General features: G+C 32.9%; 12 protein-coding genes and 3 pseudogenes. 1 reads left to right on the top strand and 14 read right to left on the bottom strand.

The window, feature by feature from the left end; all coding sequences use genetic code 11:
• Positions 1-15 precede the first annotated feature (15 nt).
• The 3 genes from LPC09_RS26735 to LPC09_RS26725 all read right to left on the bottom strand — a co-directional run bounded on the left by LPC09_RS26735 (position 16) and on the right by LPC09_RS26725 (position 2890).
• The gene (locus tag LPC09_RS26735; RefSeq protein ID WP_212137877.1) at positions 16-1257 is read right to left on the bottom strand and encodes a DUF3854 domain-containing protein; all 1242 of its coding nucleotides are present in this window, start codon (positions 1255-1257) and stop codon (positions 16-18) included.
• A 365-nt stretch (positions 1258-1622) separates the two neighbouring features.
• Positions 1623-2168 carry a chymotrypsin family serine protease gene (locus tag LPC09_RS26730; protein WP_212137875.1) on the bottom strand — a complete coding sequence of 182 codons (546 nt, stop codon included), beginning with the start codon at positions 2166-2168 and terminating at the stop codon, positions 1623-1625.
• A 41-nt stretch (positions 2169-2209) separates the two neighbouring features.
• Positions 2210-2890, bottom strand: a complete 681-nt coding sequence (locus tag LPC09_RS26725; protein ID WP_212137874.1) for a hypothetical protein — start codon at positions 2888-2890, stop codon at positions 2210-2212.
• A 153-nt stretch (positions 2891-3043) separates the two neighbouring features.
• Between LPC09_RS26725 and LPC09_RS26720 the strand changes: the two genes are divergently transcribed.
• Complete coding sequence (locus LPC09_RS26720; RefSeq protein WP_212137872.1) at positions 3044-3397, top strand: DUF3221 domain-containing protein; 354 nt, start codon at positions 3044-3046, stop codon at positions 3395-3397.
• 390 nt (positions 3398-3787) lie between these two features.
• On the opposite strand, the gene LPC09_RS26715 is transcribed toward LPC09_RS26720, so the two are convergent.
• The 11 genes and pseudogenes from LPC09_RS26715 to dnaN all read right to left on the bottom strand — a co-directional run bounded on the left by LPC09_RS26715 (position 3788) and on the right by dnaN (position 13872).
• Entirely contained in the window at positions 3788-3982 is a 195-nt protein-coding gene (locus LPC09_RS26715; protein ID WP_212137870.1) for a DUF8096 family protein, read from the bottom strand.
• 74 nt (positions 3983-4056) lie between these two features.
• Positions 4057-4188: a hypothetical protein gene (locus LPC09_RS27465; RefSeq protein WP_269217445.1), complete on the bottom strand. Its 132-nt coding sequence runs from the start codon at positions 4186-4188 to the stop codon at positions 4057-4059.
• Positions 4189-4328: 140 nt separating this feature from the next.
• Positions 4329-5255, bottom strand: a complete 927-nt coding sequence (locus tag LPC09_RS26710) for an IS3 family transposase (RefSeq protein WP_141549714.1) — start codon at positions 5253-5255, stop codon at positions 4329-4331.
• Positions 5156-5722 (bottom strand): helix-turn-helix domain-containing protein, encoded by a 567-nt coding sequence (locus LPC09_RS26705; protein ID WP_098798532.1) that lies wholly within the window; start codon positions 5720-5722, stop codon positions 5156-5158. Before LPC09_RS26705 ends, LPC09_RS26710 begins: the two co-directional genes overlap by 100 nt.
• Before the next feature lie 69 nt (positions 5723-5791).
• Positions 5792-6055 (bottom strand): hypothetical protein, encoded by a 264-nt coding sequence (locus LPC09_RS26700; protein ID WP_212137868.1) that lies wholly within the window; start codon positions 6053-6055, stop codon positions 5792-5794.
• Positions 6036-7220: a hypothetical protein gene (locus LPC09_RS26695; protein WP_212137866.1), complete on the bottom strand. Its 1185-nt coding sequence runs from the start codon at positions 7218-7220 to the stop codon at positions 6036-6038. The genes LPC09_RS26700 and LPC09_RS26695 overlap by 20 nt, the downstream gene beginning before the upstream one ends.
• A gap of 286 nt (positions 7221-7506) precedes the next feature.
• A complete protein-coding gene (locus LPC09_RS26690) occupies positions 7507-8109 on the bottom strand; it encodes a hypothetical protein (RefSeq protein ID WP_212137864.1) in 603 nt (200 codons plus the stop codon).
• A gap of 541 nt (positions 8110-8650) precedes the next feature.
• Positions 8651-10597 (bottom strand): annotated as a pseudogene (locus LPC09_RS26685) (type I restriction endonuclease subunit R, EcoR124 family); the annotation flags it as partial.
• Positions 10594-11370 (bottom strand): annotated as a pseudogene (locus LPC09_RS26680) (type I restriction-modification system subunit M N-terminal domain-containing protein); the annotation flags it as partial. The pseudogenes LPC09_RS26685 and LPC09_RS26680, both read right to left, overlap by 4 nt.
• A gap of 18 nt (positions 11371-11388) precedes the next feature.
• Positions 11389-11903, bottom strand: a pseudogene (locus tag LPC09_RS27725) (restriction endonuclease subunit S).
• Between the two features lie 853 nt (positions 11904-12756).
• Entirely contained in the window at positions 12757-13872 is a 1116-nt protein-coding gene (dnaN, locus tag LPC09_RS26670) for a DNA polymerase III subunit beta (RefSeq protein ID WP_212137860.1), read from the bottom strand.
• Positions 13873-13908 lie beyond the last annotated feature (36 nt).

The raw sequence follows: 13908 nt of genomic DNA, 5'->3' as shown, positions 1-13908 counted from the left end.
TATTATTAAACTTAACTATATAGAGACGATTTGTGGCTTATAACCGTTATTTACAAGGTCATCGATTCCTTTACCTTTTTCAACTGGCCATAATGCAATCCCTAACTCTATTCCATGTGGTTTGAGTTCTTTTTTCGCACCTTCTATTGAGTTTAATACATTAGTTTGAACAGTATCCTCTTTTGTTTGAGCATCTGCATCAAAACTAAATATCACACGCTTTGGTCGTAATGAAATAGTAGGTTCTAAAAGGAGTCTCCAATTATTCACTCCAGGTACTTGTAAATGTATCTGTTTTGTATAATTCGAAGCTATATCTCCTTTTAATCCACCTTCTCCCCACCATACAGTATCAGTATCCATATGGTCATAGAGCTCTCCTTTATACAGGATCCAATTCAAGAGAACTTGAGCGGGAACAGCTGCATGATAAGGTAGCACTGGATTTCCTATTTCAGCTCCTTGTATTGTTCCTTTTTCAGGATTAATAGGTGAAGAGAACCAACCGTACTTTTGACCATTAGCAGGCTTTTCATCAAACATGATTTGAAATCCTTGAATTTCGTTATTGATGCTACGAAATGGAATTAACAAACCAGCTCTACCAACAGACGTCCAATAAGGTCCATACTTCCCTTCTTTAACTGCAAATCCCGGAACTCCATCTAGCTTAACTCCTTTAGAAGCAAGCTGTTTAGTAATACCATATCTTTCATTCATATCATCTGAATAAGAACGATACATTCTAATTTTCGCTACTTGTGGACCGATTTTTCTCACTTCTTTCAAGTGAAAAAGATGTGGCTTTTTGAGATCAAATTGCTTGATCCATTTAGAGTAGACTTCATGTAAATACCCAGGAGATGCTTTAGGTGATTCTTTTTGAATCTCAATCCTAGGTTTATAAACAACATCATCAAATGTACGACTGCCGCCATCTTGATATTCAATAGGAATACCGCATAGCTCACAAATTTCTTCAACCGCTTGTACAAAATCCTTACCTTTTAAATAAGGGTCATCATATTTGCGGTAGCAATAAAAACTAATTGCATCCTTTCCACCAGCAGTTCCACCAAAGTCCTTCCAAACGTGTTTAGTAGGATTAATGGAAAGGGACGGAGTATTTTCACCACCATTACGATAAGTAAAAAAGCTTTGTCCCGAACGCTGTAGAGACTCCCCAAGTTGTTGAGCCAAAAAAAGTAAATCTATATTTCTAGCCTTTTCGATAGTTTCTTCTGTAATAAATGCCACTTCCGTTCCCCTCCATACGCTAATTTGATATAAAACACAAAAAAGCCCTATAGAGAGGAAAGACACACTTGTGGTGTGTTTATTCCACCCTATAGGGCTTATAACTTCACTAAAAGGCTCAATTGAGCAAGAAAAATAACTAATAACTAAATTATAATCTAGTATTATCACGAATACAATTATAATGTTGCGATATTTATTCTTCTATTTCGTTTGAGGGATTACTCCTAGATCTTAATAGTTTATATATGATTTCCTATTTAAACCTTTTATCCCAAGTGACTACATTTAATAAAGGTATTATTTCACAACAATTCCATCCATGTAAAAAGCATCTAGGATTTTACCAATTTTAGCAAAATACCTTAGAGTGTATCCACCTGTGATATATCTACCATTATGAATTCCCATAGCTTTTCCGTAATTATATACCGGGCCTCCGTATCACCACCTTGCGAGTAATAGTTTACTGAAACAACATCTCTTACGGTATCTAAATCCGCACTGGTTGCACCAATGCTACCACATACTGTTTTAGCAGTTGTTTTCCCAACCATACATGCAAAATCCCCAACATAGTACGATGTCTTCAATCCAGTGATTTCATAACTATTTGAGTATTCTCCAAAAATGTAATGTGTTTTCCTGTTTGGCGCTAACGTTATGGCAGCCGCGTCTAAAAAGCTACTGTTATAATGATTTGCTACAGATCCAAACTTTAATGTTCCATGTCGAAACTCTTGGTACAACCCTGTCGCACAGTGCCCTGCAGTAAGGGTATAATATAATGTACCTGCTGATGTATTTCTATACGCAGTAAAAGCAGAAGTACAACCGTCCCCCGTATCTATATTCCTGATTTCTAGACCACCTTGAATAACTTCATTACCACTATATCTATCTGCTTCCACTACTTGGCTAAAATTATCTGTTAAGTCTATAGGAATATTACCTAAAAATTTCTGAATAATAGAGGCAGTTTCATATTTAACTGTTCGACACTTATATCCAATCTATTTAATGGTATGTTTGGAATTACTGACGTAATTTCAACTCCATTTTTAGTTAATTTTTCTTTTACACTATGTAAAGTATCCTTTGCAGTCATCAGGTCTTCTTCTGAATAGTTAACATTAAAAAATTTAATATTTTCATACTTTAATAATTTTTTTGTGTTATTCAATTCAGTAGAACTCCCATTTTTCAAACCAATATATACTGCTCCATCTTCTTGATGATTTACGTATAATCCACCATAACGACTTTTTTGTTTGCTCTTGAATTCAGCTTCGACCTTTGGTAAAAGTTTATCTAATTTTTCTATACGTTTAATTAATTTATCATGCTCACTTTTTTCTAAAACAGTTCCAAAATCTTCAACATACAAATCCTTATTAATTTTATGCTCTCTTATTAATTTCTCTACTTTTTCCTTTGAAGAATCTAGCCCTGCTTCTTTTCTAAACTTTATCCCATAACTTACTTCATCAAAACTGACCTCCTCTTCTATAAGTGTTTCTGAAGTAGTTTTACTTGATTTCCCTTCAGCTAAGACAGTCGTATTTTGAATAAGTAAAATAGAAAAAAAACACACAGAAATGGTAGTTAGCTGATTTTTTAATAATTTCTTCAATTTAACACCCCTATTATTAGAATTTTACAATATTTGATTTACCATTATATTACATCAATTGCAATATTTATAATTTATATTAAATTATGTAATATAATCACAGTATTGAAGTATTATGAAACTAAGACACTCTTTCGGAAAGGTGGTTAAATATTGAAATTTATTAAATTGATTTTAATTTCTGTCATCTTAACTGTTTTAGTAGCATGTGGTAAATCTACTGCGAATAGCGATTCATATGATTTAAAAGGGTATATTTTAGAAGAGAATAAGATGGGGTTCATTATGGTATCTGACATAACTAAAACTGAATTTGATGAAATAAAAGATATCCCAAAAGTAGAATTATTCGAAGAAAAAAAATATTTATATCATAAAGTAATTTATGAAGGGGAAACAAAAGCAAAAAAGGGACAAGAAGTAAAAGTTTGGCTTGGCCCTCAAAAAGTCATTAAAGACTCAGATCCTCCACAAATTGAAGCTAAAAGTATCCAAATCCAGAACTAAATATTCTTTGTCCAAGAGTAAGACTCAGTACAGATTCACAGGTAGAACTTGAGCTTTTTATTATTAATTGCAAATCGATTTCAAATCCACCTAAGTTTGTCTGTTTTAAAACAGATATTAAAAGAATCAAACTCATATATCGAGAGTTTGGTTCTTTTCTATTGTTTTCGTTGACCTATATATAAAGCCCACCAGCTTCTTTGAAGCTGGTGGGCTTTTTTATTTATATTAATTAAACAATATAGCTTTCGTTATTCAAATAGATCTATCGCTATCTATTCCTAATTCCTTCTAACTTTTAATTGAAGGCAATATATTTTATGAATCTTAATAGCTACTAGAGTAGGATTTACATAATTATAAACTAAGACCTCACATTAATGATACCAATTAAATACTTTTCATCATCCCACAGTTTCTGCATTTTCTTATATATTCATATTTTTTGACTGAACTGTCGAATAACGCATGATTACAATGATCGCAACGACCACTGATTTTATCGGGATGTGTTCGGTAATCATAAACAATACTTAGATCATACTCTACTGCTTTTTGGTTACCTAATTCTTTTGTATCTTCCATGAAATATCTTCCCCATTCACACAACTTTTCTAAGTATACAGGGATTTATTTTAACATATATTATTAATCCATTTTCACCTTTTCTTAAGTAATGGTGCTAATTTATCTTTTCTTTTTTTTCTTCTTTCAGCTATCAGCTCGTCCTGATTCTTACTTTTTAAAGGTCTAGATTTTGAATTTATATTAATTACTTTCTTATCGCTCAAGATAACCTCTCCCTTTGTTCTTCTTTAGTAGCAAGTATGTCCAGGAGAATCTAGCATTTATACATATCTAGTTAATAAATACAAAAAAACCCCTTAATAGATCACAATTTGTGGTGACCCCTAAAAGTTAGAGTTTTATATTAAGCAGCTAATTGGCTGGTGTGGATACGGTATTGAACCGGACTCCTGCCTGCCAATTTTTGCTTTATTCGCTTGTTATTATAATAAATGATATACTCTTCGATTTTCTTTTTTAATTCCTCAAATGAACAGAGTGCTTCTCCGTAGTACATTTCCTGTTTAAGTAATCCGAAAAAGTTCTCAATAGGTGAATTGTCTAAACAGTTTCCCTTTCTTGACATACTTTGGAACACCTTATGTTTCTTTAGTGTTTTTATCCATTTATTATGTTGATAATGCCAACCTTGATCAGAATGAATGGTGGTTCTGTACTTAGATTCTTTTACAATTTCTAAGGCTTCCTCGAGAGGTTTTAGAGCCAATTCTAAGGTTGGGCGCTTACTTATCCCATACGAAAGAATCTCACTGTTGAACATATCCATAATTGGGTTGAAATATAGTTTTTCACCATCTGAGCACTTGAACTCTGTTATATCTGTTGCTAGTTTTTGATGATACAAATTTGTGTGAAAACGTCTTTTGATACGGTTCTTGGCAATTGTTCCAATCGTTCCTTTGTAAGAACTATACTTTCGTGTTTTTCTTCTGAACTTATCGCATTTGAGTCCGAGCTTATTCATGATGCGTTGAACCTTTTTATGATTAACTATCAAACCACGTTGCTTTAAGTCCAAACAAATACGACGATATCCATAGTTGCCCTTATGTTCCTCAAACATAGCTTGAATACGTTCTTCAAGCTCCTGATTCGGATTCTCCTTCTTCATCATTTTCACGTGATAATGGTAGGAAGATTCGGGAATTCCCACTATTTGTAGAACATCTTTTAGTTTGAACTTTTCTTTGAGTTCGAACGATAATGCTGCCTGTGCTTTTCGAGATAACCTTCCGGGTTCACCTGAAAAGCTTGTAACTTTTTTAAGTATTCTACCTCTAACCGGAGAAGCTCATTTTCTCTCTCCAATTTTTGTTCGTAGGTCATTGCTTTATCTTCAACTACTTTTTTACTTCCTCGATTTATAGCTTTATCAGACATAGGTGGTCGTCCTTTCTGTTTATCCAGAAAATCAGCACCACCCTCCAAAAAAGCTTTCTTCCACGCTGATATCATAGGAGGGTTTGTAAGCCCAAATTCAAGGGCTGTTTCAACTACTGAAGATCCTGTACTTTTCATAAAGCTTAATACATCTAGCTTGAATTGAACAGAATAAATTTTTTTCTGTTTTTTCCTCATTAACCCTTCAGGTCCAAACTTCTCGTAATTTTTAACCCAATTAATAATTTGCTTATGTGATTTAATACCATATTTTTTGGCTAGCAGCTTAAATCCAAGTTGTCCTTCTTGATATTCTCTTACTACCATAAACTTAAATTGCTCATCATATTTAGACATAAATAAAAACACCCCAAAGTTAGATTCTTACTCTAACTTTTGGGGTGCAGTACAATTAAGGGGTTTTTATTATTCTTTTACAGCAGCTACTTCTGAAATAGCTTTATTTATATCTTCTCTATATAAATCAAATTCACTTTTTGGATCTTTAATTGTGATGCTTGCAGGAATATCTGCAGTACCATTCAGAATACTTCGAGCTCTTGAATCTGCTAGATTAATTCTTGCTCTTCTTGCTCTTCTACGTTCTGCAATTATTTCCGCTTGGGACCTTACTGGAACCACTTGAGAACGAGCACCTAATTTTTCCGTACTAGATTTTTGAAGTGACATTAGATCCAGCCCCTTTCTTCTCTTCTCTCTCAATTTTATCATATAGAATACGACTTAAACCAAGAAGAATCTTGTAAATAACTCTTTTATCTACTATATCATTTGAAACAGATAATAGAAAACCTCTTTCATTAACTGACTTGTTAATCTGTAAGGAAATTATCCAAATAGTATTATTTCTTTCTTTTCCCATTTTCATCTTGTATGAAACAACTTCATAACCATCTTCTGGTTGATTATGATACATGTCCGATGTATTACTGTTAAACACATCTATAATAGACTGTATTTTTGGGTGGTGCATTTCTCTCTCCAAATCAATATATTTTGGGAATTCTGCCGTTGTTCCTACATCAGCTATCTTTTTTAGCTTCATTCCTTCTTGGTATTTATAAAGTGTAAAGTCAGATATGATCGCTAAATCTGGATAATCAAAATCATCAGACGATATTCTTAGTAAAATCTTTTGAATATGATCTATTAAATGAACCAAATAACTAACCGTTGACTCATAGACTTCTATTTCTAAATCAAGCTCTTTAATTGTGTCACGGTACTCATCCATTGCTGACTGTTCTCTGTTTCGCAATTCTAGTATTTCATTTTTCAGATTTTCCTCTTGTTTATTATATTGTGTAGTAATAGCCTGAACAATCTTAGAATCTTCGTCTTGTCTTGTTAGAACACCAGTAACATAGGCTGCCAATCCGCTATATGAAAAGTGTTTATCATACACAGTATGATTTAACAATTTATATTCAATTGGTCTATATTTCTTATAAGCCTGTAAATTAAAATAAGGATGGTAGATATTAAGCATTTTATGCTTATAAAAAGGAATTAGGCAAAGAAAGATGGCCACAAAGACTAGAAGTGTTATTCCAGCTATCAACCCCCAATGCAATTCCGCAAACCATGTGATAACACTGGCAACAGCTCCACCTATTATTGGAAGTCCAGTTAAGTTTGCTATTTTTATCTTCCCCACCGTTGTAACTGGGTTATAAAATTTTTTAAAGTCCTTTAGGATTAATAGTACCAAATCTCCGAACCAATTAGATTTTATATCTTCTTTTGTTGATTCAGTACGGAATATATCTAGAACCTTGTCCATTTTAGGGGCAAGATTATGTAAAAACCCATGATAATTAAGTTTCTTCGACATATATCACCACACCTCAAATAAGTAATACCGAATTTTCCTTTATATCTAAATCACTCTATGTTCACAATAGAAAATACTCCTACTTGGTGTTCTGATATAACTTTGTCAGTTACAAAAATGTTAACTCTGCTCTTGCTCTTAAAAATTAAAGTTATTGAACCTTTTCTTTATCATAATGAGGTCTAGTTTTCTAATGATACTGACAATCTAATTAATAAAATAAAAAGGTACACACCTTCGCCTCGTTAAATAATGGCACATCTTTGAGAAATAAAGTGTAGTATTTTCAGTTAAGTTGCCTTTCATTTGAGATAAGCTTGTCTACTTCTTTGATTATTTCATCTATTATTGGCAAGGCCTCTTTAGTAGAGTCCTGAATATTCTTTTCAAACATTTTATTTAACCCCTCACCCATATGCTCTACATGCTTTTTACCTGTTAGTAATTTCATTAAACGAGAATTAGATAATGCCATTATGGGATTTCCAGTTGATAAATTACTTAAATAGCCACCCAATGAGGCTGACAGTATTCCTGTCGATGCTTTCACAGAGATATCGATATTTTGGTTTATTCTCTCCATTTCAAGTGCCAATTCAATAAGTCTACCATGTTGGTCTACATTGAAAGCTGGACTATTAAAGACTAGTTTAATCGTAACAAACTCCTTTGACCTATGGGTATTATTATGATATCGATAATCCTTAAATAATTCTGCTTCTTTCCTTAGTAGAGTTAATAATTTTATTCTCTGAACCTTCTGGTCATTAAGATATTCCCTTTCATTATGCTTTTTCGTGATGATAAATGCAAACCACACAGAAATAAATGGAATAATAACTGGTATTACAATAGTTGTAATTATAGTAGAAACAATACTCAATTTCATATAGTATAACCCCCTTAACAATAATACGATTTCTATGAATGAATAGTTTCATAGAAAAAGGTATGTGTTGTGATTACGAAAAAAAATTAATAATTCAGCATCTAATAATGTAAAACTAATAGAACGTTATATATACACTTAATATATCTAGGTTAATACCATAATAATTCTGATTTTTCATTAATGTTATTCGAGGGAAAACACAATTGAAGATGTTTATATAACACTTTCCTATCTACTATTTAATTCCGATGATCTGATAGACAGTATTAACTATCTTGGAAGCACTATGTATAAGTAAATAATCAAGATTTTACAAGTGAAGAACAAAATTTAGAGAGGTCTACTTGAATTCAGTTTTATTAGTATCAGAAACGAATAGAGATAAAGAAGTTAGCAAAAAGTATCGATCCAATCATCCTATATTTATAATAATCAAAACCCTAAATTCTGATGAGTAGGAAGAAAAAAGTTATAGGACAACTACAGTTTCGAAGTTGTCCTATAACTTTTAAAATTTTATATAAATATAAAAACTATTTTATCTCAACTCATCATTCAAAGGTACAATGAATTCATCTAATGTCTTTCTCCATTGACGCTTCATTTCTGGCCCATATTTCAAAGGTCTTGCATCTGGGTTTACAGCTTTGTACTTATCAAATTGCTTGCTGTCAATAATCCCCCCGATGTTCGGAATTGGTTCTGTTCCTATGACATATTGAATTGCAGATGAATGCAGCTCCCCTTCGTCTACAAACCAAGTGTTCGCAAATTCCTCAATTGCTTTATTATAGGCTTCAGTAAAGAAACGTCGTTTCACAATAAGAATATCTATCTCTGAACTTATCTCTTTGTTATCAATAGCGTTTAAAATCCCACGGTAAACAGCTTTAACAATTTCTGATTTCTTGAGTTTTTGAAGTGCTTTTTCAATCTCGTCACGGATATTCTGATTATTGGCTGAGTACGTTTCTAGTAGTCGGTCAATATAAGTTGAGTCAATATCATAGATCTTAATCGCATTTTCTCCATAGAATTCTATGTCGGATAAATCTGGTCCAGTTCCTTCAGGCGATTCTTCGACTAGCGATCCCTTAACCGTATTGTACACGCCGATATATTCTTCTAAGGTTTTCACCTGTTCCTGAAATGCTTTTGATTTCTCCATATCGTCGTTGTAATCATCATACGTAACTAAAGCTTCGTAAGCATTATTTAACTCTTGGAACGCTTTCACAAATTCAATCCGAGTCTCAAGAGGTGAGTGCTCGTTTATATCGGTTGGATTTGGAACTAACGTTTTTAATTCTTTGTGTCCCTTTTTGAAGCGTTTCTTTGAGTCATCATAAGTTGGATAAACAAGCTTGGACTCTTCTTGTTCATGAGAATATAACTTAGTCGCATCCTTTACATTTTGTTCCATTGTCGAAGGTTTTCGGAATGTCACAATCAATCCTTTTGTCTTTCCAGGATAGGTACGATTGGTTCGAGAAAAGGCTTGAATCAAATTGGCATAACTTAAATTTCGATCCACAAATAATGTTTGAATCGTTGGTGCATCAAATCCAGTTAATAAGCGATCTACAACAATGACAAGGTCAATTTGTTTCCCAATTTTTTTGAATTCTGCCTTTTTACGAGCTAAGCGATTATTGATATCGCCATTATATCGTTCAATATCTTCTATCGACCAGGCAGTGTGATAATAATCGTTATAGTCCTTGATAATTCCTTTCATTTCATCTTGTATTTGTTTAGAATTATCTTCATTTTCTTGTATCGAGTAAGTGATAGCAATTCGTGGAAAATCTGGATCTTCAATCGTACGCCCCGTTCGAATCGGATGTCCAGCAAATTCTTTCTTCAACCATTCCGGGTCTTTAGTCATTTCCTTTATTGCATGATAGTAGCGTTTCGCCATATCAATGGAACTTGTTGTTAAAATGGCAGACTTTTGCGGACGGCCATTTTGGAAATCAAATTTGGTATAAGCATTATCTGGTCGAAAAATCTTATGAATGACTTTTTGAATATGATCATCACTTTCGAAAGAAGCTGGTTCGAGAAATGCTTCCTTTTCCATTCCATCCATTTGATCGATAATGTTATTTATTTCATCATCACTAAAATGAGCGTATTTTTCACTTTGATGCAGAAAAGCAAAAATATGATTATTTAATGATGTTGGTTCAATCGTATCTTCGTGCTCTACTTGAAATCCTAGTACAGCCCCATCATCTAAGGCATTCTTGATGGTATAGGTATGTAAAACTTCTCCATATTGGTCACGAGTGGTGCGAGCTAATTGACCTTTAGCTTGTTTTTTATTTTCATTAAAAATCGGTGTACCTGTAAAGCCAAACCATGTAGAGTTTGGAAAGAATCCCTTTATCGCTTCCATTCCTTCTGCACTTAACGCTCGATGGCATTCATCCACGACAAAGACAATATGTTGTCCCACTAGTTTCTTAAAGCGCTGAGTACCTTATAGGTCGTTGTATTTAGTTCTTGTCCATGATACTTTATACTTTCTGAATGGTTAATATAGTTCCGAATATTCAACATCAAGGAACCTGATCCCATGGTTGGGTCAAATACACTAAACAATTTTTTGTCTTCTTGACGAATTACAGAAATACGAGCCATCATGTCAGATACTTCATGAGGTGTATAGAATTCTCCAGCTTTTTTACCAGCTTCTGAGGCAAATTGGCCAATTAAGAACTCGTAGGCATCCCCAATAACGTCGCCATTATGCCCAATGACATCGACATCATTTAGCTTCTTCAGTACTTCTGTAATGGTTATGTTTCGTTGTTGATCATCGGATCCCAGTTTTTTTGATTTCAAGTCAACATCATCAAACAATCCATTAAATTGATCATATTTCGTAGATAAATCAATAAAGGCTTTATTCAGGTCATTCAACTGAAACGTGTTTTGTTTCGCTTGATTAGTTAATACATTAAATAAATACTTTCTTTCAATATCATAGCCCAGTGTATCAACTAACGTTTCAATCAAGTCATTTTTTATCTCTTCATCTGCTAATAAATCCATATACAATTGAGTTTGCTTCTCTTGTGTATTGTATTCTTCTTGCGATTCATCTGCTATTTCAACTACTTTTTCTAATAACTTGTCAGATAAGTACTTGTAAAAGATTAATCCTAATAGGTAGTTTTTGTACTCTGATGCATCCATTTTGCTTCGCAGGTTGTCTGCAGCACTAAATAATTTTGCGTATAATTCAGCCATGTTGCGTTCCTCACTTTTTTATTGTTGATCTAATTGCTTTAATCCTTCTAAATAACATTGCTCTTCAAGAGTTCAACTTGTTTCTTTGCCAAAGCTTGACGCTTTTTAAAAATGAAATATGCTTTTCCAATTATCCACTGCTTCTCAATACTTGGTAACTTGATTTCTAATTCTTTTAAAACGCTGGACTTAATTTTGGAACATTACTCATTGCATGGAGATAGCCATCTGCTTTTCATTGAGTATGATTCATTCAACGTATAACATAAATAGCTGCTACCCAATTGATCACATTCAATGATAAGTTTTGCAAAGTTTTGGTTTATGATCTTCACTTGGTTTAAATCACTCACTATCCCCGCTTTGAACTAACAATGCAACATCTCCAGTGTTACTCATAAAGCTTTCGTTATAATTGGAAATACTACCTAAAGAAATAGCTTATGAGTCTAAAAATGAACCGTCTAAATTATTCATTAGATCCTCGAGAGATTCCTTCCTATTTTAACAGTTACAGTATCTTCATGTTTCACATCCCACCCTCTTCAAAGAAGGGAATTCTTTTAAATTCTTAGTTACAACTACAACCTATCACTCTGAAAGTGCTTGGTCAATTTATTCCTTAACAATTACATAATAATATTTGTTGTTTTATAATTAAGTCCAAAAGATTCTTTAAAAGCAAAAGATGAAGAACTGATTACTTTACTGAAAAACTTACTCGTACATTTTTTCTAGATCTTGTTTATATGTAGGGGAATATGACGAGGAAGAGGAAGAGCTAGTACTAGGTTTTAGGTTTACGCTTGACTCCAGTTTAATAAAAAATACTAAACAACAAAATAATAAAAAGAAAATTCTCTATGTATTGTCTTTTTTTATAAAGTTATTACACTTTTTGCATTTAACACGGGACTGTTTATCTAAACAATTATAATTAAAAAAATCGCCAAATAAAAAAAACTTTATTTTTATAATTTTCAACATATATGTGCACCTGTTTACTTTTAGCGCGATCACTTCTTTAAAATGTCATTGCTTGCACAAGATTATATATCTCTGAATCTCTTAATTCTCTTATATTTTCCTCCTCTTTATTAATAGAGAACTATTACATATTCGTAATAGTTCTCTAATGACTTCTATTTTTTGTAATTAGCACTTATTAACGTATTGCTAATGACTTCAAATCTTTATTTGAAACTTTTACATCATAGTTACTTGAAAGATCCGCTTATAAGCTTCAACTTTTCGTTTTAACCTACTCATTGCTATGACTTCTTTAGTTCTTGTTAAATATGGGCTTTTCATTGTTCATCCTCCTAAAATGTGCAATAAAAAAATCACGACAGTCTCGTGATGATTTGTAAGTGTATTAAATTCTTCCTAACGGACTGGTAACACAAGCGCAAATTGTGCAGCATCTTCACTGACAGGCTTAATGAGTACGGGTTTCATTACTCCAGCAAACTGAATTAGTACATCCCTCTTAGTAAGACTTTGTAATGAATCCTTAAGGTAAACTACATCAAGGTTTAGTGTAATTTCTCCCTCTAAATCAGCTAAAAATAATTCCTCTTTTCCTGAAGAGATACTAGTTGTAAAAATAAGATCTAATGCAGGTAATTCAGAGTTTTTAAAGTGAAATTTCGCCACTTTCTTTTTATCCGGCTTCAAGGAAATTTTTGCTCTATCACAAGCTCTTATAAGCTCTTCCCTATTAACCTTAGACTGGCATTCAAAATCATTAGGAATTAGCTTAGTAATGTCTGGATAGGTCCCCTCCAAAAGCCTTGTGGTAAAAGTAAGATTATCTGTCTTTATGGTCATCCTATTTTCGTGAATGATCATTTCGCATTCTTTGACGTTTGATAGAATTTGAATAAGTTCATCAATCGACTTTTTAGGTAAGACGGTATTTTTCAATTCTGTAGCTTCCTGAAGTAAAGGAACTGCTTTAGCAGCTAACCTATGACTATCTGTTGCAATTAGAGTTAAATACTGACCATTTGAAACAATATGTACCCCTGTTAGGATTGGTCTTGTTTCATTTTCTGATGTTGCGTGTTTAACAGCTGAGAGACCTTCTGAAAAAAGAGTACCGTCAATTTTAAAGGAATTACCCTCTTGAAGCACGTCGACTACAGGGTAATCTTCACCATTCATAGTTGCAATGTTAAACTGAGATTTCCCCACTACTATGTTTACTTCATTTTTCGATTCCTTTTTGACTAATTTCACATCTCCTTTAGGTAAATTCTTCATCAATTCTTGAAAAAACGAGGCCGGAACCAAAAAAGATGTTTCTTTGGTTGCTTCTGTTAGTTCATTTGATTGAATCTGTAAACTAATATTTTCGTCCATTCCTCTAATAGATAAAGATGTTCCCTTAGCTTGAATTAATACACCAGATTTGATGTCGTCATTCTTATCAGATGCTACAGCTTTTGCCCTTTCTAATACTTGTAAAAAACCCTTTAAATGATTAATTTTTATGCTCACTTAAATCCCTCCTAAAATGTGTAATAAAATTTAATA

The organism is Metabacillus sp. B2-18, from assembly GCF_021117275.1.
Classification (GTDB): domain Bacteria; phylum Bacillota; class Bacilli; order Bacillales; family Bacillaceae; genus Metabacillus.
This window is presented reverse-complemented; position numbering and strand designations above follow the sequence as displayed.